We start from the raw sequence: 24,012 nt of genomic DNA, 5'->3' as shown, positions 1-24,012 counted from the left end.
ATATTATGCTAGTGATTGAGTGAGATTATTTGTAAAGAAGTCGGGGCAATAAGACAAATTTCGAACAATTTTTTTACAGATTTGAACAAATTAAATTATAGTTTACAACATAAAATAAAGACATAATTATTTAACGATACAGAAATTAATAAAGTCATTATAATCTTACAAATATTGATAAACTTTAAACATTGGACATTTTTTTAATATCACATTGAAGATATGTTATTTACAAAACATATTTAAATTTTTATATTAACAACAATCCGATTACTCCCCCAATATAAATAAGCACAGCAATCCAGGAATCAATTCCCATTCCCCATTTTCGTTTTGGGGATTGAATTATCATACCCAGCAGATAAACTGCCGTAAGCACTATGGACAGAGAGGTTAGATAAATATCTGAATTATGAGCATCTGTTAAGATGGACCTCCCGGCCAAAATATTAGCCACAAAAAACAATGTAGGCAAAAAAGAATTACCCCCAAAAATATCACTGATAAGTGGCGGATATCTTTTATGTTTTACAAAAGCCAGGCCACCTGATATTTCAGGTGTTGCCGTAATTAATGAGAGTATGGTGGCCCCAAATACAACTCCGGATATATTATAATGAGCAGCAATTTTTTCACCTGTATTAGCAAGTAGTACACCAAAAAACAGAATAATTAGAGCAACAATTATAAGTTGTATTAAAGCACTTTTCTTTGTCAGCTTTGTTCTATGAATCATTTCACATTCGATTTTGGGCAGCATCTTTTGTGCTTCACACTGTTTAATAACGAAAAGGCTTAATATCCAGGAGCCTAATATCATTGCTTCAATAGGGGAGACATTCTGCATAACAAATTTTTCATCAAACCGTGACCCCATAATAACCAATGCTAAAATAGCACATAAGAAAAGACCCTGAGCAATAGAGTTTCTGTTTGATGTAAGTGTTGACAGCGGCTTATCTTCATTCTTTCTTGAAGCAAAATCAAACAAAACAAGCAACACAGTCTGTATCGCAATGCCACCCAAAATATTCCCTAAGGCTAATGATGTATCACCTTTTTGAACACCTATAACTACAATAACAATTTCGGGAAGGTTTGTGACAATGGCAAGCATTATAGTACCACCAAAAGCATCGCCCAGGTTGAACTCATCTGCAATAAATTCTACAATAGCCGAAAGCTTGTTACTAAAATACCAAATTACTGCCCCGGAAAAGAGGAACAACAGTACACTTTGCGTAATGGAAAGCTGAAGGTTCATTTTTATTGCTTTGTGTATATTAGAAAATTGATTTGCTCTTCAGCCATATCATAAAAAGAAAGAGACTTAAACAATGAGAATAGCACAGATAGCTCAGTACATGCTATTACTAACTTTTTTTTACTCCCAAAGCAGGCCGTCATATACTTTTCTGTTTCTATTGTATCAATTGCCTCACCTGCATACACTTTAGTTCTCAACTTATCAATCATCAGTTTTATTTCAGAATTAATTGACAAGCAGCTAATACCTGCTTTGTTAAAATAATCAGCAATATACATTGATTCCATTGTATACATTGTACCTAAAAGATATATTTCTTTTACCGAATGACGAAGCAACTGAGCAGCCATTAGCTGTAGCGGATGTACAATAGAAAAACTGAAGACTGAATGTTCCAATATTTTATCCAATGTCTCATGTATGGTGATATTGGGCATCAACAAATTTAGTACGCCTGCCTCTTCAAAATAATTGAGGTATGGCATCAGTGCATCTTCAAGTTTTTTAAACTGATTGGGCAGATATGGGTTGATTTTATTAAAATCAGCATTTACTAAAATAGAAGGGAAAGTACTGTATCCACCTTTCTTTTTACTATACTCTTCATTAAGCCTTTTTAAGTAGTGCAGCGTTGAAACAGCACCCAATCCTAAAATACCTGTCTTAATTTCTTCCATTACTAATGTCTGAGAAGTATATAATCAGCAAACAAATTGTTGCTGTCTGTAACTTTTTCTACCCAGGTAATATCTGTTTTGGATAATATCTTTTTAATAATACTATCGTTATATTTCCTGGATACTTCTGTATGTATCAGCTCTCCTTCTGTAAAGAAAAAAGTATGGCCGCTTACGTTTACTTCTTGAGACCTTTTACTTCGTAAATAGCTTTTTGCTATCCCCTCATTTTCATCATAAACAGGGTAATGTTCAAACTCCTTTACATCAAAATTTCCATCTAACTCCCTGTTTATCCTATGCAGCAGGTTAAGGTTAAATGCTGCTGTTATACCCTGAGCATCATTATACGCAGGTAATATTAATTCTTTGGGTTTTGTTAAATCAACACCTAAAATAAGTTTATCTCCGGGATACATATTTGCGCCCAACTGGTAAATAAACTCTGTAGCTTCATCATCGGGCATATTCCCGATGTTTGAACCAAGGAATAAAATAATCTTTTTATTACCATCCTGTTTAAGCCTGCTCAATGACTGAAAATATTCCATGTGCATGGGCTTAACCTTTAGTTCAGGCAGCTCTTTTAAAAGCATGTTTTCTAAACCCTCTAACGCATTTAAAGAAATATCAACGGGATAATACTCAAAGCTAAATTTGCGTAACTGTAACTCCCTTAACAAGTGAATTGTCTTTGTTCCATCTCCTGCTCCCAATTCTATAATATCATATTTTTCCTCCTTTTCTAACTGCATTGCAGCAATGAGTTCACTGGTTTTGTCTTGAAAAATATCCATCTCGGCCCTGGTGAGATAATACTCCGGCAGCGCCATTATTTTTACAAAGAGTTCATCGCCTGTGGCATCATAAAAATATTTTGATGATAGTTTTTTTTGAGGCTTGTTGCTTAACCCTTCAAGCACATCTTTTCTGAAATTTTCCTGCATTATTATTTCTTTAATCAATTTTCTATTAACACTACAGCACCCAGGCCCCCATCGGCACATACGCTTATTACTGCTTTTTTTCCTTTGCCCAATAAATGAAGCGACTTTACCGTCTGGCTAAGTATTCTTGCACCTGTGGCACCAAATGGGTGCCCAATGGCAATGCTGCTTCCGTTAGGGTTTAATTTTTCCATAGGAAATTTTCCAAAACTAAAATCTGTTCCTGCTTTTTTTAGATGGGTTGCATCTTCTAAGTTTTGAATGGTGGCCAACACCTGTGAAGCAAATGCCTCGTGTATTTCCCAAATATCTATATCATCATATTTTAACCCATGCCTATGTAACAGCCGGGGTATAGCAAATGTGGGAGCCATTAATATTCCTTCTTCCTCAATATTTACACCAGCCATTTCCCAATCAATTAATCTTGCCTTATAGGGTGTGCTTAATTTACCCACAGCATTTTTTCCAGCCACCCATACTCCGGCAGCGCCATCTGTATATAATGATGAATTGCCTGCTGTTATTGTTCCTTTATCTGCAATGTCAAATGCCGGTTTTAAATGGGCAATGGATTGCACCGATGTGTTTTTTCTGGGTATCTTATCTTCTTTAATATTGTTAACTGGAAATACCAAATCATCATAAAACCCTTTTTCTTTTGCAGCAAAATATTTCCTATGGCTATCTACAGCCAATTCATCCTGCTTTTGTTTTGAAATATGCAGCCGGTAATCGGTAATTTGGGCATGTTGCCCCATACTTTTTCCGGTACTGCGGTTTACCCTCGGAACATAGTCAATGCCAAAAGAAAATATACCGCCAAGTAATTTAAGTTTTGCAAAAAAAGATTTTGCAGTACTCCATTTTTTTAACCATGCAGAAAATTTTGCATTAACTGCAACCTGTAAATTACTGGGGCTTTCTACACCTCCGGCAATTGCAATTTCATGGTTTGTAATCATAGATGCCGCCTGTATAGCAGCAACTAAAGAACTGCTACAGGCCAGGATGGTAGTGAATGATATAGTTTTTTCATCCAGCATAGAATCCATTACTGCTTCTCTTGCGATATTGCTGTACTTTACATTTTGTATAACCGTACCCCATATTACATAATCAGGGTTGATGCTTTCCTTTTTGTGCATTTCATTCAATACTTCTCTGGATAAATAGAGGCTATCGTATTGGGCTAATTGCTGTCCTGCTTTTGCAAAAGGCGTTCTTAACCCTGTAGCTATCCATATCTCTCTTTCTAATTGCATTTTAACTTATCTCCTTTAAATTTTCTAATGTTGTGGGTATTAATTCAGATATGGTTGGGTGCAGCACCATCGTATCCCTGATTAATGTATAATCTACACCGGCACTCATTATGTTGAGAAGGCTGGTTATTATCTCATCGCCACCGGTACCCAGCACACATGCCCCAATAATTTTATTGGTATCAGCGTTTACCAAAACTTGTATAAAGCCATAGGTTTCTCCTTTTTCCTTTGCCCTTGCAATTCTACTCATCTCTCTTTTACCTTCTAACAGTTTAATACCTTTGGCTAATGCATCTTTTTTCGTCATTCCGGCCCTGCCGAGTGGCGGGTCAACAAATAGTCCATATGTCATAATGCGGTCAGATATTTTTCTGCTGCCATCACCAAATAAAAAATTTTCCACTACCTGGTAATCGTTATAGGCAGTATGTGTAAATGCACCCTTGCCATTGCAATCGCCCAAAGCAAAAATCCCTTCTACACTTGTTTGGCAAAAATCGTTTACAGTAATAAATCCTCTTTGGTCTGTTTGCAGGGATGTATTTTGCAACTGTAATAAATCAGTATTGGGCAACCTGCCAATAGCGAGGAGCAAATGTGTGCCTTTAATTTTCTGCGAATTGTTTATGGTTACTGTATAAGTATTGCTGTCATAAGCCGGGGCTATTGATGTTGCATTTAAAATAAACTCTACACCATCAGCTTCCATAAATGTTTGAATGGTTTTGCTTACCTCCTCATCTTCCCGGCTAATAATATTTTCTCCTCTTTCAATAATGGTAATCTTGCTGCCAAAACGCCTGAACATTTGCCCAAACTCCAAACCGATATAACTGCCGCCTATTATTATTAAATGTTCAGGCAATTCAGTAAGGTCCAAAATGTTTTCATTGGTAAGCACATTCATACCCTGGTATTCTTCAGGTATAATGGCCCTGCCGCCCACATTAATAAATATTTGCTGAGCCGTTAATTGTTCACCATTTACTTCAACCTGGTAATTGGAAATAAACTTAGCTTCCCCTTCAATGAAGGTAATGTTTTCATTATCTGATAAGCCTGAACGTATGCCAGTAACTGATTTTGCTATCAGGTCATCTTTACGTTTTTTTATGGCATTTATATTTGCAGTAAAGCTGCCTTCAAAATTTACCCCCATATCACCTGCATGTTGTAAATCCCACATTCTTCTTGCAGATGCTACGTAGGTTTTTGTAGGTGTGCAACCTACATTGAGGCAGGTGCCGCCTACTTGCTTTTTTTCGATAAATGCTACTTTTTTCCCTTTTGCTGCTAAAGAAAAAACTAATGGAGTGCCTGCCTGCCCGGAGCCAATAATTATTGAATCAAATAATTTCATACTGAGTATCTATTTTAAAATTTTATTTTCAAGAATATTATGACCTGAATTTTAATTTGGCAATGATAGCGGGGGATAATGCTGCAGCATAGCCTGCACTGTCTGTAAGCACCCCTTTTATGCCACAGGTAGTTTCTATTGCAAAAGCTTCCGCCAAATCTTCGTAGTTAGAATCCCCGTCAAAACGGTGGTACTCCACTACATTAAAGTTTTCTGCATCAAATGCCTTTTGTAATGCCGGGCAGTAAATACTGTTTTCCTGCAAATTGAAATCATATTCAAAGCCCCGTTTGTTCAAATCAGTAATGGCTTGTGTAAGTGTTGCGTATGTAACCATGTTATATAATTTTTTATGCTACTGTTTTTGTTGTAAAGATTCATTAAGCTTACCCCAGGTGGTAATAATGTCCTTTGTGTAATTATCAGGCGCAGCCGATTCTTTCAGCTTATCATTTTTAAACCAGCCTAACTGTGTAGGGCTTAAATATTGTTCTACATTTTCACCATATGGTATTGCCTGGTTTATTTTAGTACGCTGTGCTGGCGAAAGCGGCAGGTAACGAAATGCTGTTTGCTTCAGGTAATATTGGGGGTCTTTATCAGTTCTGAATCCTGTTGAAGATTCAATAGTATAAAACCCTTGCTGATTCGCATATTCGTCAAGTTCCTTTTCTGTACTTATGGTTGGGTCATATACAATTTTTACCACTTCTTTTGAATCAACAAAGCCAGCTTCTGTACTGATAACCGATTTTTGCTGTGCTAATGAAGTTTCGCCTGACCAAAAGCAAGGCGTTTCATAAATTTTTGTTTTTGTATAGCCAAACAAAAGGTTAATGTCCTTTTCAAGCAGGTTAATATATTTCGGTTCTTTGATATTTTTATTAGCCAACGTCTCCTTTATTTTAAAAAGCATTGATACCGGCTCATAGTTATCCTCCAGTTTGGGAATAATGTCTTTCCCCGTTTCATCTACAAAACGTGCCACCGGATTATTCCAGGAAGGTTCATTATACAGTTTTAAAATTTCCGCATCACTACCTGGCCGGTTGTTATATATGGCTAGCGGTATAAATTCATTCTCAATTAAATCAACCATCAAAGGATGGCTGAGAACATTTCTGCCATAATTAACGCAAGTAGCACAGCCGGGTATTTCCTGAAAAAATAATAAAACAGGCTTACCGGTTTCTTTACTTTTTTGCAAAGCATCCTTGTAATTCCTGTGCCAACTTACTTTTCCCAGTTCTATATTCTGTTTTTGCGGATTTGTTTTTTCCATATTTTCTGCTGTAATTACCCTGTTATTTTGAAAGCTGCAAGCAGTAAGACCTATTAGAATAAGAAGCCCTGCTAGCTTGTGTACATTCTTGTTTAGTAAATCCATTTTTATACAAAAACGCTAATTAAATAAAACTTCCAAACCGTTCAAAGTGGCAGGTATAGCCATTAGGCCTTCTCTTCAAATAATCCTGATGCTCTGGTTCTGCCGGCCAAAAAGTAGAGTAGGGCTCCAATGTGGTTACTACTTCGCCTTCCCAACGCTTTGAGTCATCTACAATTTTTATTATTTCTGCCGCTGTTTGTTTTTCTTCATCGTTCTGAAAAAAGACAGCAGAACGATAGCTTGAGCCAATATCATTGCCCTGCCTGTTAACCGTTGTGGGATTATGAATACGAAAGAAGTAATCTAATATTTCCCTGAAATTTGTTACCGATGCATCGTAAGTAAGTTCAATACCCTCTGCATGCCCCGGATGATTTCGGTAGGTAGGGTTTTCGTTTTGCCCGCCAATATAACCTACTTCGGTATCCTTAATACCCGGCCTTACCCTGAAGAGTTCTTCCATACCCCAGAAACAGCCACCTGCGATGTACGCTTTTTTAAGATTTTCCATTTTTATTTATTTGATTGATTGTTTAAAAAGATTGTAAGCGCATGCCAATATTCTGTATAGTTGGGTGTAGCCTCCCAAAGTGATTTACTACCATGCCGTCCTTCATTTTTGGGAATAAATAGCTGACCCAGCCCATGTGGTATAGCGTTAAATATTTTTTCCCAACTATGCACTTCCCCTTTTGATGAGGTACATAATACAGGAATTGTTATTTGTGCAGCCCATTCGGATACAATTTTTTTATCGTACACAAAATATTCTCCCGGTGAAAAAGATATTGCACCTGAAAATATATCGCCATATTTAGCAGCCATTACTAATGCAACCGATGCTGAATAAGAACTGCCTAAAATGATTTTTTTAGAAGCAGGGAATTGCTGTGTTAAGTAATGGATACCTGCTTCAATATCTGGCACCGCATCAACATACTTTAATGGGAAATTTTTGCTATGTGCAAAACGAGCAGTTTGATTTTGAACTCCATTTACTTCGTTGCCACTTCGCTGGTCAAGTGCTAAACAAGAAAATCCTAATGATAACAATTTTGGCGCTGTTTCAATATACTCACCCCTGCTATATCCTGCCTGGTGGCAAAGTAATAGTACAGGAGCAGATTTATTCTCATGCTGATATAAATCCGCTGTTACCTCCACATTGTCTGCACTGTTAAATTTAATTGTTTTCATTTTCCATTATTAAATGTGTTGTAAAATATACCGGGCCACTTACTGTTTTATGCACCGGGCATTTTGAAGCAATTTCTTTTAACTTCAATTGTTGCTCTTCAGTAAGATTACCTACCAGTTTTATTTTTTTAGTGATGTGGTCAATCTTACCCATCTCTTCAATATCCAGCCCAATCTCTTCTGCATGTTTTTTGGCATAGGTGAGATAGACGAATACTTCCTGTAAATCCCATTTGCTTCTTTGTGCATATAGTTTTAAGGTAAGGGCAGTACAAGAGCCGATAGAAGCAACTAATAGTTCGTAAGGTGATACACCTAAATTATTGCCGCCAAAATCTATGGGCTCATCCCCAATAATATGATGCGATGATGTATAGATATGATTGGTGTAAGGCACCATCGTTTCATGATAAACAAGTACCTGCTCGCCATTTGTATCTTTCTGGTTTAATGAGGCGCTTTCTTCAATAGCAACATAACGTTTTACCCAGGTGCCAATCACATCTGCCACATAAAATGCATCATCCTTATTGGTAAGTAAATGGTCTGCACCATCAAGGCTAATAAAGCTTTTTGGATGTTTGGCTTTGTGATAGAGGGATGCTGCATTTTCAATTTCTACAATTTTGTCTTGTGGCGAATGTAATATGAGCAATGGTTTTCTTAACCTCGCCACTTCATCTTCCACATGATGGGTTTCTAAATCGTCTATGAATTGCTTTCTAATTGTAAATGGCCTGCCACCAATAGCAAGCATTGCATAACCTCTTTTATCAATTGTTTCCTCCAGGTTTCCAAAATGTTTTGTTACATGCCTTGCATAAGATGGGGCCGCAATACTTATTACAGCTTGTATATTGGGTAAGCGGTTGGCAGCTATTATTGCAGCAGCCCCACCCAATGAATGTCCTATTAAAATAGTGGGGGCTACATAGTTTTCTGTAAGAAAAGAGTTGATGTCTTCAATATCAGAAATATTGTTGGAAAAATTTGTCTCGCTAAAATCACCTTCGCTATGGCCAAGCCCTGTAAAATCAAAATTAAGAACACTGATGTCTTTACTTGTAAGTGCATTAGATATATTTTTTACAATAGCCAGGCTTGATGAGCAGGTAAAGCAGTGTGCAAAGATGGCGATGTTCTTTACAGCTCCTTGTAAAGGCTTTACCATGTGAGCCGACAACGTCTCACCATTTCTATTTTTGATATTGATATTAATTGTATTCATCTAAAAGCAACCCGATTTTATTTTACTAATCTAATTCCACCATACATCCATCTCATATCAGGATGAAAAAAATTACGGTATGTATTTCTGCTGTGATTAAGCGGTGTAACAACAGAAGCTCCTCTCATCACCATTGTATTCACCATAAACTTCCCGTTGTACTCACCCAACGCACCGGGAGCCTTATTAAAACCAGGGTATGGCAGATAAGCACTATTTGTCCATTCCCACAATTGCCCCCATTGAAAATGGGCCGAGGCTACTTCCCATTCAAACTCTGTAGGAAGGCGCATGCCTTTCCATTCTGCAAAGGCAAAGGCTTCATAAAAACTAATATGCTTTACCGGTTCATTAAGGTTTAGTTCCTGCAGACCATGTAAATCATACTCATGCCATTTTCCCTCTATCAAATGCCAATATAGCGGGGCGGTTATTTTATTGTTGTTAACCCAGTGCCACCCATCATCATGCCAGTAATTGAAGTTGGAGTAACCGCCAGCGTTTATAAATTCAAGGTATTCGCCATTGGAAACAGGATTAGCTGCTATTTCAAATTCATTGATATATACTTTGTGTTTGCCCAGTTCATTATCAAAACAAAAACTTTTTCCATCGCTCCCTATCTCATAAATACCTTCACTTACAGGGATAAATTTTTGCGGAGCAGTAATGGGCTTTAATGTGAATCTATCGGCGTATACAGGAAAAGTTGGCTGATGCCCTAAAATAAATTTAATATCATAAGCCAATAACTCCTGGTGCTGCTCTTCATGGTTAATACCAATCTCAATAATTTGCAATGCCTCATGAGATACAGGCTGGCTCAGTAATTCATTCATTTGTTCATCTACATAGGCACGGTACGCAAACACTTCTGCTACCGATGGCCTTGTCATTAACCCACGATTGGGCCGGAATACCCTTTTCCCGATATTATTATAATAGCTGTTAAACAGGTAAGAAAAATCATCATTATATACTTTGTAACCATTTTTGTAAACAAGCAAAACAAACTGCTCCCAAAACCATGTAATATGTGCAAGGTGCCACTTGGGTGGCGATACAAATGCAACGGGCTGCACCGAAAAATCTTCGGTGATGATTGGCTTTACCAAAGCCTCACTGTACTTTCTAATCCGTATAAATCTGTCTTTAATACTCTCCATCTACTTGTAATTTGTTTTTTTAGTAAGCAATTTGGTAATCAATTCAAATAAAAGCTCTATTACAACAGCAAGTACAGCAGCAGGTATGGCGCCTTTCAATATCAATTCAGTATTGTTTAATGCCAGCCCGGTTACAATATACTCTCCAAGGCCGCCTGCGCCTATAAATGCAGCCAGCGTAGCTGTACCTACATTGATAACTGAAGCTATCCTAATACCTGAAAGAATAGTAGGCAACGCAAGTGGTAACTCTACCAGCCTCAGTTTTTGTTTTTGATTTAATCCAATAGCAGTAGCTACATTTTTTAGTTGTGGGTCCACAGTTTCAAGCCCGGTAATTGTGCTGCGAAGTATTGGTAGCAATGCATAAATACACAAGGCTAAAATTGCAGGCTTTGAACCAATACCTAACAGGGGAATAAGCAAAGCCAGCAGCGCAATTGAAGGGATGGTTTGTAAAATTCCGGTAAGGTATAGTACCGGCTTTAATAACAACTTGCGCCTATACAAAAACAATCCTAATGGCAAGGCAATAATAACAGCTATAAACACCGACAGAAATGTGAGAAACAAATGTTGCGAAAGATGTTTCAATAAATCGCCCCAATAACCTGAAGTTTGTTTTTTTGCAACTTTAGTTAGCCCTTTCTTGTTAAGAAAATCATTGGCTATTATTGAAAAATCTTTTTGGGCATATAAGGCCAGGGCATTCATTTCCTGCATTTCATTTTCAGTAATAAGGTTACCCAGTTTATCTATTGCCAGTTTTGCTTTATCCGGTAATGATGATGAATAAAAACCCAGGGCAGCATAGTCAGGAAAAAAATGTTTATCATCCTGTAATACCCTCAGGTTATACTTTTTTATTTCCCCGTCAGTAGAATATGCATCGGTAAAATCAATTTTGTTACTGTTCAAAGCTGTGTAAGCCAGCCCATGCTCAATACCCTTTACCGAATTTGTAATACCATAAGCAGCAGCAAGGTTTTTCCATCCATCCTGCCTTTCCAAAAACTCATAACTGATTGCCCCGGATAAATTTTTTTGCAAAGCCAAATCAGAAATTTTTGAAAGGCTGTATTTTTCGGCTGTTACTGCATTTACAACAACAGCATAGGTATTATTAAAGCCGAATGGCCTTGATGCAGCAAGTGAATATTTTTTTTCTAGTTCTGATTTTATGCTATCTAAAGAAATCCTTTCTGTGTGCTTTAATATTTCAGATGAGATAGTGCCGCTATACTCCGGGTACACATCTATTTGTTTTGTTCGCAATGCTTCAAAGGCTACAGATGTGCCTCCCAGGTTAAATTTTCTTTCAACCGTAAAGCCTTCCTGTTCTAAAAGCTGCGAAATTATTTCGCTGAGTATATAGCCTTCATTAAAATGCTTTGCCCCCACCACAATTTTTTGTTGAGCTACGCTATTAAATGCCAATAGCAAAAAAGTGATATTTAAAATCAGCCTTTTCAAATGTGCTGTTCTTTAAACTCGTTTTGAATGGTAGTTAATAACGACTTTGCCCCCTGCTTGTAAATTTTACCTTCATTTAGCCATACAAACTCATCGCATAATATTTGTGCTTCTTCAAACTGGTGTGTAACTATTATTATGGAGGTAGGTTCTTCTTGCTGAATATGCAGCAGGTGGTGATAAATGCCGGATTTGGTGCGATAGTCAAGGCTTGCAAAAGGCTCATCCATCAGAACTAAAGGAGGTTCTAAAAAAAATGCACGGCAAAGGCCCACCCGTTGTTGCTCTCCGCCTGACAATTGATGTGGCTTTTTGGAAAAATAACTCTGAGGCAACTGTACCATTTCCAACAATCTTTTCAGTCTTGCATCAATTTTACTTTTGTCCTGCTGTGTAATATTTGCCAGCAAAGTAATATTCTCTTTCACGGTCATGTGCGGAAATATACCTACATGCTGCACTGCATACCCAATTTGTAAACGCAGTTTATTTCCCATCGCATAATCAAAGGACTTACCAAAAACCTGCACACTGCCTGCATCCGGCATCACCATCCCGTTTATTATTTTAAGGATGGTTGATTTTCCGCTACCGCTATACCCAAGCAGCCCGGTAATTTTTTTTTCATTAAAATCAATAGAAAAGTTATCCAGTATTTTTTTACCGGAAAAACTCAGGTTGATATTTTTTAGTGATGCAATCAATGTTGCTATTTGATTAATATTTTTTTTACTTTTTTTTGAAGAACGGGTATCACCTCACTTTCAAACCATGGGTTTTTTGCCTGCCACCTGAAGTTGAGTGGCGATGGATGTACCAATGGAAAATAGGCGGGCAGATATTTCTTATAGTTCTTTACGGTATCGGTTAAATTATCTCTATTGCCCTGCAAGTAATAATTCTGTGCATAAGTGCCGATAAGAAGCGTAAGCTGCAAATGTTTAAATTGCTTTAAAATTTTTTCATGCCATTGCGGGGCACATTCCGGCCGTGGTGGCAGGTCTCCGGTTTTTCCCTTTCCTGGAAAACAAAAGCCCATAGGTACAATGGCAAATAATGATGGGGTGTAAAACTGCTCTTCAGTTACTCCCAGCCATCTCCTTAACGTTTCACCGCTTTTGTCAAGAAAAGGAATACCGGCATCATGCACTTTTTGCCCGGGTGCCTGTCCAATAATCAGTATCCTGCTGTTTTCATTAAACTGAAATATTGGCTTTGGTTTATTGGGTAAAAACTGAATACAGGTTTCGCAAGCCAGAATTTTTTTTGCAAGTTGATTTTTCAAAATGTAAATAAATTTCTTGTTTAATAAGGAACAACCCCCTGTGCCAGTTTTATTCTTGTCCACAAATTCATATTAATAACAATGGCAGCAACCTCGGCAATTTCATCAACAGTAAAAAAACGAAGCATTTGCTGATGTGCATCATCAAATGTTTTTCCCTTTCCAATATTCAAGGCATCTGCATATAGTAAAGCAGCTTTCTCTTTTTCTGAATACAGTTCGCTTTCCCAATAACTACCAAGGCAATCTGTTTTTTCCTGGTTAATACCCAGCTCCCTGCAAACATTATGATGGAGAATACTGCAATAGCTGCATTGGTTAAGAGTGGCTATCCGCAGGCGGATGAGCTGGGCCAGTTCTTTATCAGTTTTTAAGTTGGCTGTATATCCATACGCTTTTGCCATCTCTTCTGCAATATGCAACAGCGGTGCACCTTCTGCACTATATCTTGTATTTTTAAATTTTGCTTTTATCATTGCTAATTATACGTTAATGCAGTTCGTTCATTCCAATAAAATTCAGGCATTATATTCATTGTCCTAATGTCTTCTAACTCTTCTGGTTCTAATTTAAAGTTTAACGCCTCCAGGTTCTGCATTAAGGTTTCTTCATTATATGCCCCGCTTAAAACAACATTGGGTTGAATACTATCCATGCAATACCGTATTGCTACCGCATCAACCCCGGTATTATATTTTTCTGCAAGCTCGTAGAGCAGGGTATAGTGTGGTAGATAATGCGGATATTTTTTATTGGCAAAAACACGGCCATTCGCCAGCGCTTCTTTTACTATAACTTTGATGTTTGCTTTTTTTATTTTAGCGACAATGTCGTAAATACTTTGCTCATACACATTATAAGTAAGCTGGCAGGCATCAAAAAGCGGTTTGCCATCCACCTCAATATCCAGGGCTTTAAGCAGCGCTTCTTTTTGCCTGCTTCCACTTGTGGTTAAACCAATTTTTATTTGGTACTCATTTTTAAGTTCTGCCAGCCTGCTCAAAACTTCCATGTTATCCAGCACCCCGCTTTCCAGTGTGGCAGAGTGTATTTGATAAACCGACAGATAGGGCAATAGTTTTTTTGAATGTTCCCACTGTGCATTAAGTTTTTTAAGGCTGTGCTCCTTTATTTCATGAACTTTTGCATTCGGGTCAAACCCCGCTACATAGGTATAGCCCCATTTTGTTGCTACAGTAATATCGGAAATCTGTTTGCCAGACAACCAGTCTGTCAACATTTCCTCTGCAATACCATAACCGGCAGCTGTATCAAAATAACGAATGCCGGATTGGTAAGCAGTTTCAAGCAATGCAATGCCTTGCTGCTTGAATTGGCTTAACTGAAATGGCTCATCTTCTGCACCGGTTTTTTGTTTAATATTAATGTATTGCGGACGGCCTATTGCTGCTGTACCTAATCCTATTGTTGTCATCTATAAAGTGATATTATATTCTTTTAGTTTATCTCTGTTAATATTAGAACTGAACTTTTTTGCCAGTAGCTGTAATTTTGGATAGATGCTTGTTTGGCAAAAAGGTTTCCGGGGGTCGCTATAATAATAATCCTGGTAATCGTCAGTATTTGGTTTGTACGCTGCAAACCTTAAAACTGTTGTTATAAGCGATTCGTCAAAACTATATTGGAGTGTTTTAATAAGGGGCGAACATTGATGAAACTGCTCTTCCGTAAATGTATATACTGCCGACCTGTATTTCTTCCGCATGGAGTGGTTGGAAGTGCTGGAATGTGTGTGCAGGTGAATTTCAATCAGGTTTTGAAGCGACACAAGAGATTCATCAAAATGAACGATTACTGCTTCGGAGAAATAAGCATTCTCGTTTTCAGAGGCTATCCATCCCTGCTCCACTTTTTGTACGCCAATTACTGAAGCAAAAATGCCTTCGGTACACCAGTGACAGCTGCCACCAAATCCTATTTTTGAGAAAGCTGTCATTCATTAATCTCCTGTTTTTATTAAAAAAATGTTTTAAGACATTATTAGATTTTTCTGTATTGCAAAAAATACGAATCTTATAACTGTAAACTATTGGGAAACCCTTACACCTCTCCAAAATGCCACATGGTCTTTAATTTCTTTGGCGGCATCTGTAGGGTTTTTATAAAACCAGCCTGCGTTGTCGCATATCTCCCCCTTTACTTCAATGGTATAGTAAGAAGCAACCCCTTTCCACGGGCAGGTGGTGTGATGATTGGTTTCTTTAAAATACTCCTTTTTCAGGCTGTCAGGAGGGAAGTAGGTATTCCCTTCCAGGCTTATGGTATTATCGCTTTCTGCGATTACTGTTTTATTGAATATCGCTTTCATGATTAATAAATATTTTTTATAACAAAATTATTGTTGTTGATAGTACAGGTATCGCCGGTTTTTTTCCCTTTCATACATTGATATAATGGCGCTTCAGGAGAAATGGATAATATATCCTTACCATCAAACTGAAAAGCTGATTCTGCTACGGCTACCACTATATACCTGTCATTTACCTGCACCAGGGCGCCGGGTTCTACTACTGCACTTGGTGAAAAATCAATGGCTTCAATTGCTTCAATATGGTCTTCATGAACATGCAAATGTTTATGCCCGATATTACTATCTGTTGTAGCCTGGTGATGATGTGAGTGGTCGTCATTATCACGGGTTTCATGATAGTCAATATGTGTATTATTGATAAAATCAGTTAGATTAACCTTGAACGATTTTACTTTGTTTCGTTCATTCTCAAGTAGTTTATTTTTCAATAAAAGTTTATCCATATCAAAAGTGTTTATTTGGAGGCATTAAGCTATTATGCCTCTATATTTCGCTTTTTAGTATTTTAATCCCGATATTACAAATATATCTCCTTATGATAATAGCTAATTAACAAAAGAACACTCCAATTTGTAAATTCTTCCCAGCCCTACTTATTCTTTAATTTTTTTTAGTGAAACGGCATTTATACAATATCTGAGGCCGGAGGGGGCAGGTCCATCCTGAAATACATGACCCAAATGTGCATCACAGGTATTGCAAAGCGCTTCTATGCGGATCATTCCATAGCTGCCGTCTTTATGATATGCCACTGCGTTTTCCTTTAATGGTTGTGTAAACGAAGGCCAGCCCGTTCCGCTTTGAAATTTCTCCCCACTGTCAAAAAGTTCTGTGTCACAGCAAATACAAGCATACTTGCCGGGCTCAAACAGGTTGCACATTTCTGAACTGTGCGGCCGCTCTGTTCCCTTATTCCTTGTTACAAAAAATTGTTCTTCTGTTAAGAGTTCTTTCCATTCTTCTTCTGTTTTTTCTACCCTTTTATCGGGAGCAGGGTTGCCGTTGTTGGCAATCTTTAATACATCATTCCATTTAAGCATAATATTTATTTATTTAGATTATATAAAATCCCGAAAGGTCGTACTCGGTTGATACTACAGTTCTGAGTTTTTTTGTTTGCCCGTTTTCATCAAAATCGTATTCCATAACTACATCAAAATTTTGCAAAAAATAGCTCTCCTCTGTGGCAGAGCAATACAGGCAATCATCCTGAAGTGTAAGGTCTACAGCGTATCCTTCTGATGAAACTTTTTTAATGAGTTCTTCTTTTGTCATAATTTGTTATTGTAATAGTTCTTTAATTTTTAATTCAAGTCTAAGTAAAGCATTATTAGGGTCAGAGCCAAATATAGAATAAACGGGGTTTAACTCTTTGTCTGTAAGTATCCAGTGCGGAGTTCCTCCTGCTTCATAATTGATAAAGGTTGTATTGAAATTAAAATCTCTGTAATAAGGAAACCTGATATAATAAGTTTCCTTTGCCTTTATTAATTCCTCATCGGAGTAGTCAAGCCCCTCAAAATTTGTGTGTATGCCGCAAACATTTACCAAATTACCATAATCAACTACTATACTATTGGCAAAAGGCAGGGCCCTTCCTTTACATCCAGGGCACCCCAGGTTAAAAAATAAAATCAGCAGCGGCTTTCCGGCAAATGCGGTTATATCAGGTATATCAGTACCGGTAATCGTTTTCAGCTTCCAACCCTTAATAAGCTCTGCTTTTGTTAATCCTGTCATAGATATATTTCCTGTAATAAAACCCGGTTATTTTTCTAACACTGTTTGAATTGGCTGAATATCCCATTCTCCATTTAGCAGGCGGTGTATATAGCAGTTATCAGCCTGCTTTAAAAGTTCGGCTCTTTGTTCTTCGGTAATATCACCCTCAATTTTTAAATTTACCTTCACCACGGTACGTGTTCCACTGCTGTCTCTTTTTACTTCCTGCTCCAGTGTGGCTTCCACATTGCCTATTTCCCAGTTGTTTTTTCTTGCAATGTACCTAACCGTTCCAACCTTGCACATGGCCAGGCCACTTAATACTAATTCACTTGGACTGAGGCCCAAATCTGTGCCTTTGCTGTTTACGGGTTCATCGCCAACGATGCTGTGCCTGCCATTGGTAATAATGGATTGATAACCCTCGGGTATGTTTTTAATATTTACTGTTGTTGCCATATTCTATATAAAAAAAGGAGGAATAAAAGGTTCTTGCTCTGGTTTAGTATGCCTTTCAAAGACTTTGCCCACCATTACATCATAAAAATCAAATACTTCAAGCTTGCCTCTTTCTTTTGCTTTTTTATGCGCCGGATGTTTGTCCCAGGCTTCAAAGGATACATCATCTTCAAACTCCACTACTACTACAGCTTCACCATCATCTGCTTTATACATTTTGTGGCCTTTATAACCATCTATTCTGGCAATGTGGTTGCTCATTTCAGCATACAGTCTCTTAAAACTCATCAGCAAAATCAGGGTTTACCCTGCTTTTAAATACTCCTACAATCATTGTTTTGTGTTTTTAATCTGTTCTACTTGTATTTTCTGAATTTTTATTAAGTCGTGCCCATAAAAGATTAAATAACCCAAGGCAGCAAAGAGGCAGGCCGTTGCAGCAATTAACACAACTTCAGAAACACCCCTGCTGCTCATAAAAGCGCCTGACAAGCCGGAAAAAACATATAAAGCGCTGGAGATATAAAATAATACCGTAGCTCTTGCCAGCTTTTTTAACTGGTTATTTTTTTTATCAAAAATCCGCATTTGCTCCATACAACTCTTATTGGATATCATCTGTGCAATATCTATATTCAAAGCAATAATCTGGTTGGTTGTTGAAACAATCAGTACACCAACTCCTGGAATTATTGTTATAGGAAGATACCAGTCCATTATTTGTTAAATCCTACTTTGCTAAGCCTTTTATCTTTAATGATGCTTGTAACTAACCATACATATTGATTGGTGTCTTTATCAAATCCCAGCATGCTAAAGGAATTTCCAAAGGGGCATGGTGGAAAATCAGGATAACCCAAACGTAATTCATAGCGGTGAGGATTTTCATCAAATTTCGTTTTATATACTTTGGGCAGACCATATTTCTGTTCGGCTTTATTATCGTCAAACACATAGGTTTCAAATTGCACATTAAGTTTTTGAGTAATGTCAGCATCCTCTAATTCCTGATAAATATCAAGTGCATCAATCAGCAAACCTTTGGTTTTTCCATCGGTTGATGAAATTGCAAATAAATATTGTGTATCCAGCTCTGATTCTGCACCCTCAAACTTATAGGCTGCATCAATGGAAAAATCTTTTGGTTGTAACTCAATACCCGATTGGGTAGCTGCCAGTTTATTTTCTTTAATCCTGAAATCATCAGAATAGCCCTTTCCAATTAATTCTTTTACTGCTCCAACCAAGTTGTTTTCTGTTAATTTCATTTTGTGTTATTGTTGTTTTATTGATGATAAAAATATTTCAGTTGTTTCATTTAAAAAGGCGGGGGCGGCCGCTAAAAATTCTTCCATAGTTTCAAACCTGTCCATTGGTAAAATGGCGCCACCCCAATTTTCGGTTTCCCAAATAGTGTTTTTAGCCTGTTTGAAATTAATGGGAATAATTTTTTTTCCGTTTACAAAAAAACTATTGTAAAAATAAGGTTTATCGTATGCTTCCTTATCTGCCTGGGCATAACCTGCATATTGGTCTGTTCCATTTGCGAATTGACAATAAATACCTGTATCAAAATTATTTTCCCATACCCGTATCTCACTTTGTAATCCACTCTGCAAAAGATACTCCTGCAAAATACGGTTTGCTTCGCTGCGTATTGTTTCAAACTGGTGCAGGCTGGGTTTATCAGGTAAAAATAATTTTCCATTATCATCCAGCAATTCAAGATGCCTGAACCTGAGGTTCGGCAAAAATTTATTTGCGTCCAAAGCAAGGTCATTGAGGATTTTTACAAATTTCTGTTTTACAAATTCAATAGAATTATTCTTAACCAGCACCATCTTTTTGTTATCTTTTTCATCATTCACATATACATGAAAATGTAAATGAGCAGGATGATAACTTACCCAAACCGTATCACCTCCGGGTAAAGTAAAACTTCTTGTTTCTAAGTGGTGATTTATTTCGCACCAGCGGAGATTTGTATGGCTATAGTCTGAAACGGGATTAATATACGCCTTGCCAATAGCTCCAAGAATCCGTGCCATATTATGAACACTATGTTCAGATTTAATGAATTTTTCTATTTCCATTACTCAGAAGCAAGAGTTGTAAATAATTATTACCGTAAGATATAAAAAATTAGCTATTGAACATCATAACCTGCTAACCCACACAAATCGTATACACCAGGTTTGCCTAAGGCTGATTTTGTTATATCTAATACTTTTTCATCATGAAATTTGAGGCTGCCATCGGCTGCAATCATAAAATGCTTGATGGAGTAACTGTTTAAAGCCCCAATGCAATACAGCATTTTATTATCTGGTGCAACGTACACATCTTTTAAGTCATTCACAGGGTTATCCTTTTTCACCCCTTCATACGGCAATGTTTTCACCACCTTGTTGTTTTCAATTTTAAAAGGTGTAATTACGTTTGAATAAAAACTCACTACGTACAGCATGCTTTTATCAGCATTCATAGCTGTCCAGCAGGCTTCATCTACATCGCCTGTGGCACTGGTAGTATGATTGCTTTGTTTGATGAGTTTTTTATTATCATCCCGCAATACGACCAACCCGTGGTCTGTTTTTGTATCTATCAGATTAAAGTAAGACACAAATAATGTGCTGTTATCATTTCCCCAATTAAAACCAACTGCGCCTATTACACCGTCTTCTTCAAAATAACGGGGATTAATAGCCTTGCCATCTACAAAATCATACACATATACACGGCTGGGTTGTGTTTCTTTCAAAATAGGGTGCTCGGTTAAGAAATGAGGAATGCCCCAAAGTGTAACAGCTATTTTTTTTCCATCGGGGCTAAATGCCACCTGCACCGGGCCACCCCATTTTCTTGTGTATTTATCTACCAGGCCACTGTAAGTGACAGTGCCGGTTTTTGTATCAAACTTATACAGCTGAACGTTACGCACTTCATCGGAAGCATCCGGCTTAGCCAGGTCTTGTTTGAAAAACGCATCATTTGGCAACCTTACAAATTTTTCACCTTCATATAAAGCCGTAGGAATGCCCCACTGGTTGGCAACAGTAACCCAGTATTCCGTTTCGCTACCGGCTACTTTTGTATAGCCAATACTTACCGGCCGCTGGCCCTTACTGTCAAAATTTGATTTCCATTTTAAGCTGCCATCTTTTTTATTCAAATCAAAAACCGATACTGTATTACCGCCTGTATTTACTGTAAGCAGGTAGTTATCTATTATTTGTATTGACCCCTGGTAATCGTAATCGCCAAATACAGGGTCGGTACTTTTTGAACCGCCATTGCTTTGTGTGCCATACACTTTTTCATTACCTAAATTGCCATCAGCATATCGTTCAAAACCTACCACCTGGTTTTCGCCTTCACCATTTGTAGTAGTATAAATATACCCAACAGGTGCTTGGCTGCTGCTGTCTGGTTGATGTGCTGAATGGTTAGTGGCCTTTTCATTACTACCAGAGTTATTACAGGCAGTGAACATTAAGAAAGTTACTGCCAAAAGAGGTAGGGATGATTTAAAACTTAACTGTATCATTTTTAATTTATTTAAGCGTTTGATGTAATTATTGACTATTCAGGTTTCATAAAAGGATACTTGTAATCTATAGGTGGTATAAAGTTTTCTTTAATTGTTCTGGCAGAAACCCAGCGCATCAGATTTATCTTAGAGCCTGCTTTATCATTTGTTCCGCTACCCCTGGCGCCACCAAATGGCTGCTGGCCCACCACTGCTCCTGTAGGCTTATCATTGATATAAAAATTACCGGCCGATTGATTTAGTTTTTTAGTTGCATAATTAATAATATCACGGTCATCTGCAAAAAAAGAACCTGTGAGTGCATAGATGGAAGTGGAATCCACTAAATCCAAAATAGCTTCAAATTCATTATCCCCGTAAACATATAATGTAAGAACAGGGCCAAACAGTTCTTCACACATGGTTATGTATTTTGGATTGTTTGTTTTGATTATAGTGGGTTTAATAAAATAGCCAACATCCTTGCTGTTGTCGCCCCCGGTTAGTAATTCCACATCAGGGTCTGCTTTGGCTGCATTAATATATCCATTTAGTTTATCAAAACTTTTTTCATCAATAACAGCTCCCATAAAATTACCCAAATCTTCCGGCGAGCCTATTTTAATATCGTTTACCTGCTGGGTTAGTTTTTCTTTTACCTGTGGCCACAAACTGGCTGGTACATATGCTCTTGATGCTGCTGAACATTTCTGGCCCTGGTACTCAAAAGCCCCCCTGATTATTGCTGTAACCAATGCATCCACATTGGCGCTGCTGTGTGCCATAATAAAGTCTTTACCACCTGTTTCGCCAACAATTCGGGGGTATGCCTTGTACTTGTGAATATTGTTACCGATTTTTTGCCAAATATTTTGAAATACACCTGTACTGCCGGTAAAGTGGATGCCTGCAAAATCAGGATGCTCAAAAACAACTTCTGCAGCATCAGGCCCGGAGGGATATATTAAGTTGATAACCCCTTCAGGTAATCCTGCTTCCATATAAATTTCCATAAGAACTATGGCGCTGTAAATCTGGTTATTGCTGGGCTTCCACACTACCACATTACCCATCATGGCACAGCTTGTAGGCAGGTTACAGGCTATTGAGGTAAAATTGAATGGGGTAAGAGCAAAAATAAAACCTTCCAAAGGACGGTATTCCATCCTGTTCCAAACCCCATCCGGGGATTCGGGTTGGTCTTTATAGATTTCGGACATGTAATCTACATTAAACCTTAAAAAATCGGCCGATTCACAAATGCTGTCAATTTCTGATTGGTGAATGGTTTTGCCTTGCCCCAATATGGATGCAGCATTAAGCTTTGCCCGGTACTTGCCGGTCATGAGGTCGGCCGCTTTTAAAAAAACAGAGGCTCTTTGTTCCCAAGGCATATCAGCCCACTTTTTACGGGCTGCCAAAGCAGCATCAATAGCCATTGTAACATGCTTCTTTTCGCCCATGTAATAATGGCCAAGCAATTGGCTATGATTGTGTGGAGAATAGATATTGACTTTTTCGCTGCTTTTTACTTCCTGGTTATTGATGTACATGGGAATTTCAACAACCGATGCTTTTAGTTTTTGCAGCGCTGCTTTTAGGTCTTCTCTTTCTTTACTGCCCGGCAGGTAATCTTTTACCGGCTCGTTAACAGGCTTTTTGGGGTTAAATATTGCGTTTGGCATTTAGATTATTTTTGCATACAAAAAACATAAACTTTAAAGGTTTTATATTATAAAACGGAAGTTAAATAATAATTCGCAAGTTGCAGATAATATAGTAAACGTTTTGTTCAAAATGCACCTTGTTATTTGTAAATATTGCCTGTTAATATTTTTGCTGATTACAAAATCATGTTTATTGTGTATCATTTTAGAACAACCAAATGAGAGTAACTTCAAGCACTGTTAAGAACAAACTACCTGACAAACCAAATGAAGACAATATTTGGGTTGATATTGGAGAAAATGTTTTCCTTGTAGTTGATGGCGTTTCAAGAGACAGAGAAGATGGTGTTTATCCTAATCCAAGCCCTTCTGTTGCATTGACAGAAGCCTTTGTTAATTTTTGTAAGCTGCGCTACGACAGCAAAAGCAATCTCAAAACTTTATTTCAAAAAGCTAACAAGGAAATAGAACAAATAAACAAAGGCTATACCGGTTATTTTAAGCCTGGCTTAGTTGCCCTAATAATCCGTATTCAGAAAAGCAGGGCAGAGTGGGTTTCAGTAGGCGACTGCTTTGGCTTATTGTTTAGAAAAACCCATGTGAAAATTTTCAATAACAAGCAGACAGAGCGGCTACGAAAATCCAACCAAAAATTTGACAGTAAAACAATCAGAACAGAGATATGTAACAACCCCAATCATCCGTTAGCATATGGAGTATTAAATGGCAATGCAAACGCTGACTTTTTTATGGAAAGTGGTGAATTTGATATTGAAAGTAACGACACTATTTGCATTTTTTCAGATGGATTAGAAATGTTTGTAAACCCTAAATTATCAAATTACATTTTAGAAAATACAGTTGAAAATATAATACTGTTAGCCGAACAACTTGAAATTGAACAAGGCATTAGAACCGACGATAAGACCATAATTAAAATTCAAATTTGACAAATGAAACGAACGTCCATCACGGCGTTTGCGTAAAATAAGTGTGACGGAATGTTGCTAAAAAATCAGGGAAGGATACATCGGCAGCGGTAGTTTCT

General features: G+C 37.6%; 30 protein-coding genes. 1 reads left to right on the top strand and 29 read right to left on the bottom strand.

Annotated features, from left to right (window positions below):
* Nucleotides 1–250 precede the first annotated feature (250 nt).
* The 29 genes from PDL71_RS11045 to pruA all read right to left on the bottom strand — a co-directional run bounded on the left by PDL71_RS11045 (nucleotide 251) and on the right by pruA (nucleotide 22,982).
* Entirely contained in the window at nucleotides 251–1,264 is a 1,014-nt protein-coding gene (locus tag PDL71_RS11045; RefSeq protein ID WP_407520940.1) for a sodium:calcium antiporter, read from the bottom strand.
* Between the two features lie 2 nt (nucleotides 1,265–1,266).
* Entirely contained in the window at nucleotides 1,267–1,944 is a 678-nt protein-coding gene (locus tag PDL71_RS11040; protein ID WP_407520938.1) for an aspartate/glutamate racemase family protein, read from the bottom strand.
* Nucleotides 1,945–1,946: 2 nt separating this feature from the next.
* Nucleotides 1,947–2,909, bottom strand: coding sequence for an L-histidine N(alpha)-methyltransferase (gene egtD / locus PDL71_RS11035; protein WP_407520936.1), 963 nt, complete (start codon nucleotides 2,907–2,909; stop codon nucleotides 1,947–1,949).
* Nucleotides 2,906–4,156, bottom strand: coding sequence for an acetyl-CoA C-acyltransferase (locus tag PDL71_RS11030; RefSeq protein ID WP_407520934.1), 1,251 nt, complete (start codon nucleotides 4,154–4,156; stop codon nucleotides 2,906–2,908). Before PDL71_RS11030 ends, egtD begins: the two co-directional genes overlap by 4 nt.
* Before the next feature lies 1 nt (nucleotide 4,157).
* A complete protein-coding gene (locus PDL71_RS11025) occupies nucleotides 4,158–5,519 on the bottom strand; it encodes a mercuric reductase (protein ID WP_407520932.1) in 1,362 nt (453 codons plus the stop codon).
* 37 nt (nucleotides 5,520–5,556) lie between these two features.
* On the bottom strand, nucleotides 5,557–5,856 hold the full coding sequence (locus PDL71_RS11020) for a phosphoribosylpyrophosphate synthetase (protein ID WP_407520930.1): 300 nt from the start codon (nucleotides 5,854–5,856) through the stop codon (nucleotides 5,557–5,559).
* An 18-nt stretch (nucleotides 5,857–5,874) separates the two neighbouring features.
* Nucleotides 5,875–6,801 (bottom strand): VPGUxxT family thioredoxin-like (seleno)protein, type 2, encoded by a 927-nt coding sequence (locus PDL71_RS11015; RefSeq protein ID WP_407520928.1) that lies wholly within the window; start codon nucleotides 6,799–6,801, stop codon nucleotides 5,875–5,877.
* Between the two features lie 124 nt (nucleotides 6,802–6,925).
* Complete coding sequence (msrA, locus tag PDL71_RS11010) at nucleotides 6,926–7,417, bottom strand: peptide-methionine (S)-S-oxide reductase MsrA (protein WP_407520926.1); 492 nt, start codon at nucleotides 7,415–7,417, stop codon at nucleotides 6,926–6,928.
* A 2-nt stretch (nucleotides 7,418–7,419) separates the two neighbouring features.
* Complete coding sequence (locus PDL71_RS11005; RefSeq protein WP_407520924.1) at nucleotides 7,420–8,103, bottom strand: alpha/beta hydrolase; 684 nt, start codon at nucleotides 8,101–8,103, stop codon at nucleotides 7,420–7,422.
* Complete coding sequence (locus tag PDL71_RS11000; protein ID WP_407520922.1) at nucleotides 8,090–9,331, bottom strand: alpha/beta fold hydrolase; 1,242 nt, start codon at nucleotides 9,329–9,331, stop codon at nucleotides 8,090–8,092. Before PDL71_RS11000 ends, PDL71_RS11005 begins: the two co-directional genes overlap by 14 nt.
* Nucleotides 9,332–9,348: 17 nt before the next feature.
* A complete protein-coding gene (gene egtB, locus PDL71_RS10995) occupies nucleotides 9,349–10,497 on the bottom strand; it encodes an ergothioneine biosynthesis protein EgtB (RefSeq protein WP_407520920.1) in 1,149 nt (382 codons plus the stop codon).
* Nucleotides 10,498–11,934: a glycine betaine ABC transporter substrate-binding protein gene (locus tag PDL71_RS10990; RefSeq protein WP_407520918.1), complete on the bottom strand. Its 1,437-nt coding sequence runs from the start codon at nucleotides 11,932–11,934 to the stop codon at nucleotides 10,498–10,500. It abuts the gene before it with no gap.
* 32 nt (nucleotides 11,935–11,966) lie between these two features.
* On the bottom strand, nucleotides 11,967–12,674 hold the full coding sequence (locus PDL71_RS10985; RefSeq protein WP_407520916.1) for an ATP-binding cassette domain-containing protein: 708 nt from the start codon (nucleotides 12,672–12,674) through the stop codon (nucleotides 11,967–11,969).
* 5 nt (nucleotides 12,675–12,679) lie between these two features.
* On the bottom strand, nucleotides 12,680–13,255 hold the full coding sequence (locus tag PDL71_RS10980; RefSeq protein ID WP_407520914.1) for a uracil-DNA glycosylase family protein: 576 nt from the start codon (nucleotides 13,253–13,255) through the stop codon (nucleotides 12,680–12,682).
* Nucleotides 13,256–13,275: 20 nt separating this feature from the next.
* A complete protein-coding gene (locus tag PDL71_RS10975; RefSeq protein ID WP_407520912.1) occupies nucleotides 13,276–13,731 on the bottom strand; it encodes a carboxymuconolactone decarboxylase family protein in 456 nt (151 codons plus the stop codon).
* Nucleotides 13,732–13,733: 2 nt separating this feature from the next.
* Complete coding sequence (locus PDL71_RS10970; RefSeq protein ID WP_407520910.1) at nucleotides 13,734–14,690, bottom strand: aldo/keto reductase; 957 nt, start codon at nucleotides 14,688–14,690, stop codon at nucleotides 13,734–13,736.
* Complete coding sequence (locus PDL71_RS10965; RefSeq protein WP_407520908.1) at nucleotides 14,691–15,212, bottom strand: peptide-methionine (S)-S-oxide reductase; 522 nt, start codon at nucleotides 15,210–15,212, stop codon at nucleotides 14,691–14,693.
* Between the two features lie 90 nt (nucleotides 15,213–15,302).
* On the bottom strand, nucleotides 15,303–15,584 hold the full coding sequence (locus PDL71_RS10960) for a DUF427 domain-containing protein (protein ID WP_407520906.1): 282 nt from the start codon (nucleotides 15,582–15,584) through the stop codon (nucleotides 15,303–15,305).
* Nucleotides 15,585–15,586: 2 nt separating this feature from the next.
* Complete coding sequence (locus tag PDL71_RS10955; protein ID WP_407520904.1) at nucleotides 15,587–16,030, bottom strand: hypothetical protein; 444 nt, start codon at nucleotides 16,028–16,030, stop codon at nucleotides 15,587–15,589.
* A gap of 150 nt (nucleotides 16,031–16,180) precedes the next feature.
* Nucleotides 16,181–16,627, bottom strand: a complete 447-nt coding sequence (gene msrB, locus PDL71_RS10950; RefSeq protein ID WP_407520902.1) for a peptide-methionine (R)-S-oxide reductase MsrB — start codon at nucleotides 16,625–16,627, stop codon at nucleotides 16,181–16,183.
* 13 nt (nucleotides 16,628–16,640) lie between these two features.
* Nucleotides 16,641–16,862, bottom strand: a complete 222-nt coding sequence (locus PDL71_RS10945) for a hypothetical protein (RefSeq protein ID WP_407520900.1) — start codon at nucleotides 16,860–16,862, stop codon at nucleotides 16,641–16,643.
* Between the two features lie 6 nt (nucleotides 16,863–16,868).
* Nucleotides 16,869–17,327, bottom strand: coding sequence for a TlpA family protein disulfide reductase (locus PDL71_RS10940; RefSeq protein ID WP_407520898.1), 459 nt, complete (start codon nucleotides 17,325–17,327; stop codon nucleotides 16,869–16,871).
* A gap of 27 nt (nucleotides 17,328–17,354) precedes the next feature.
* The gene (locus tag PDL71_RS10935) at nucleotides 17,355–17,768 is read right to left on the bottom strand and encodes an OsmC family protein (protein WP_407520896.1); all 414 of its coding nucleotides are present in this window, start codon (nucleotides 17,766–17,768) and stop codon (nucleotides 17,355–17,357) included.
* A 3-nt stretch (nucleotides 17,769–17,771) separates the two neighbouring features.
* Nucleotides 17,772–18,056 (bottom strand): antibiotic biosynthesis monooxygenase, encoded by a 285-nt coding sequence (locus PDL71_RS10930; RefSeq protein WP_407520894.1) that lies wholly within the window; start codon nucleotides 18,054–18,056, stop codon nucleotides 17,772–17,774.
* 42 nt (nucleotides 18,057–18,098) lie between these two features.
* Nucleotides 18,099–18,485: a hypothetical protein gene (locus tag PDL71_RS10925; protein ID WP_407520892.1), complete on the bottom strand. Its 387-nt coding sequence runs from the start codon at nucleotides 18,483–18,485 to the stop codon at nucleotides 18,099–18,101.
* Nucleotides 18,485–19,036 carry a hypothetical protein gene (locus PDL71_RS10920; RefSeq protein ID WP_407520890.1) on the bottom strand — a complete coding sequence of 184 codons (552 nt, stop codon included), beginning with the start codon at nucleotides 19,034–19,036 and terminating at the stop codon, nucleotides 18,485–18,487. Before PDL71_RS10920 ends, PDL71_RS10925 begins: the two co-directional genes overlap by 1 nt.
* A 6-nt stretch (nucleotides 19,037–19,042) precedes the next feature.
* Complete coding sequence (locus tag PDL71_RS10915; RefSeq protein WP_407520888.1) at nucleotides 19,043–19,816, bottom strand: hypothetical protein; 774 nt, start codon at nucleotides 19,814–19,816, stop codon at nucleotides 19,043–19,045.
* Between the two features lie 98 nt (nucleotides 19,817–19,914).
* A complete protein-coding gene (locus tag PDL71_RS10910) occupies nucleotides 19,915–21,315 on the bottom strand; it encodes a hypothetical protein (protein ID WP_407520886.1) in 1,401 nt (466 codons plus the stop codon).
* A 35-nt stretch (nucleotides 21,316–21,350) separates the two neighbouring features.
* Nucleotides 21,351–22,982, bottom strand: a complete 1,632-nt coding sequence (gene pruA / locus PDL71_RS10905; RefSeq protein ID WP_407520884.1) for an L-glutamate gamma-semialdehyde dehydrogenase — start codon at nucleotides 22,980–22,982, stop codon at nucleotides 21,351–21,353.
* A 200-nt stretch (nucleotides 22,983–23,182) separates the two neighbouring features.
* On the opposite strand from pruA, the gene PDL71_RS10900 reads away from it, so the two are divergent.
* Entirely contained in the window at nucleotides 23,183–23,914 is a 732-nt protein-coding gene (locus PDL71_RS10900) for a hypothetical protein (protein WP_407520882.1), read from the top strand.
* The last annotated feature ends 98 nt before the right edge of the window (nucleotides 23,915–24,012 follow it).

The sequence above is a fragment of the Lacibacter sp. MH-610 genome, from assembly GCF_045780045.1.
In the GTDB taxonomy this organism is placed as follows: Bacteria; Bacteroidota; Bacteroidia; order Chitinophagales; family Chitinophagaceae; genus Lacibacter.
The sequence above is the reverse complement of the archived record's forward strand: the minus strand, read 5'-3'. Positions and strand labels throughout refer to the sequence as shown.

Bases quoted from the DNA above. Each gene is read 5' to 3' on its own strand.
- PDL71_RS11045 (WP_407520940.1), bottom strand. From the start codon at position 1,264: ATGAACCTTCAGCTTTCCATTACGCAAAGTGTACTGTTGTTCCTCTTT.
- PDL71_RS11040 (WP_407520938.1), bottom strand. From the start codon at position 1,944: ATGGAAGAAATTAAGACAGGTATTTTAGGATTGGGTGCTGTTTCAACG.
- PDL71_RS11030 (WP_407520934.1), bottom strand. From the start codon at position 4,156: ATGCAATTAGAAAGAGAGATATGGATAGCTACAGGGTTAAGAACGCCT.
- PDL71_RS11025 (WP_407520932.1), bottom strand. From the start codon at position 5,519: ATGAAATTATTTGATTCAATAATTATTGGCTCCGGGCAGGCAGGCACT.
- PDL71_RS11020 (WP_407520930.1), bottom strand. From the start codon at position 5,856: ATGGTTACATACGCAACACTTACACAAGCCATTACTGATTTGAACAAA.
- PDL71_RS11015 (WP_407520928.1), bottom strand. From the start codon at position 6,801: ATGGAAAAAACAAATCCGCAAAAACAGAATATAGAACTGGGAAAAGTA.
- msrA (WP_407520926.1), bottom strand. From the start codon at position 7,417: ATGGAAAATCTTAAAAAAGCGTACATCGCAGGTGGCTGTTTCTGGGGT.
- PDL71_RS11005 (WP_407520924.1), bottom strand. From the start codon at position 8,103: ATGAAAACAATTAAATTTAACAGTGCAGACAATGTGGAGGTAACAGCG.
- PDL71_RS11000 (WP_407520922.1), bottom strand. From the start codon at position 9,331: ATGAATACAATTAATATCAATATCAAAAATAGAAATGGTGAGACGTTG.
- egtB (WP_407520920.1), bottom strand. From the start codon at position 10,497: ATGGAGAGTATTAAAGACAGATTTATACGGATTAGAAAGTACAGTGAG.
- PDL71_RS10975 (WP_407520912.1), bottom strand. From the start codon at position 13,731: ATGATAAAAGCAAAATTTAAAAATACAAGATATAGTGCAGAAGGTGCA.
- PDL71_RS10970 (WP_407520910.1), bottom strand. From the start codon at position 14,690: ATGACAACAATAGGATTAGGTACAGCAGCAATAGGCCGTCCGCAATAC.
- PDL71_RS10965 (WP_407520908.1), bottom strand. From the start codon at position 15,212: ATGACAGCTTTCTCAAAAATAGGATTTGGTGGCAGCTGTCACTGGTGT.
- PDL71_RS10960 (WP_407520906.1), bottom strand. From the start codon at position 15,584: ATGAAAGCGATATTCAATAAAACAGTAATCGCAGAAAGCGATAATACC.
- PDL71_RS10955 (WP_407520904.1), bottom strand. From the start codon at position 16,030: ATGGATAAACTTTTATTGAAAAATAAACTACTTGAGAATGAACGAAAC.
- msrB (WP_407520902.1), bottom strand. From the start codon at position 16,627: ATGCTTAAATGGAATGATGTATTAAAGATTGCCAACAACGGCAACCCT.
- PDL71_RS10945 (WP_407520900.1), bottom strand. From the start codon at position 16,862: ATGACAAAAGAAGAACTCATTAAAAAAGTTTCATCAGAAGGATACGCT.
- PDL71_RS10940 (WP_407520898.1), bottom strand. From the start codon at position 17,327: ATGACAGGATTAACAAAAGCAGAGCTTATTAAGGGTTGGAAGCTGAAA.
- PDL71_RS10935 (WP_407520896.1), bottom strand. From the start codon at position 17,768: ATGGCAACAACAGTAAATATTAAAAACATACCCGAGGGTTATCAATCC.
- PDL71_RS10930 (WP_407520894.1), bottom strand. From the start codon at position 18,056: ATGAGTTTTAAGAGACTGTATGCTGAAATGAGCAACCACATTGCCAGA.
- PDL71_RS10925 (WP_407520892.1), bottom strand. From the start codon at position 18,485: ATGGACTGGTATCTTCCTATAACAATAATTCCAGGAGTTGGTGTACTG.
- PDL71_RS10920 (WP_407520890.1), bottom strand. From the start codon at position 19,036: ATGAAATTAACAGAAAACAACTTGGTTGGAGCAGTAAAAGAATTAATT.
- PDL71_RS10915 (WP_407520888.1), bottom strand. From the start codon at position 19,816: ATGGCACGGATTCTTGGAGCTATTGGCAAGGCGTATATTAATCCCGTT.
- PDL71_RS10910 (WP_407520886.1), bottom strand. From the start codon at position 21,315: ATGATACAGTTAAGTTTTAAATCATCCCTACCTCTTTTGGCAGTAACT.
- pruA (WP_407520884.1), bottom strand. From the start codon at position 22,982: ATGCCAAACGCAATATTTAACCCCAAAAAGCCTGTTAACGAGCCGGTA.
- PDL71_RS10900 (WP_407520882.1), top strand. From the start codon at position 23,183: ATGAGAGTAACTTCAAGCACTGTTAAGAACAAACTACCTGACAAACCA.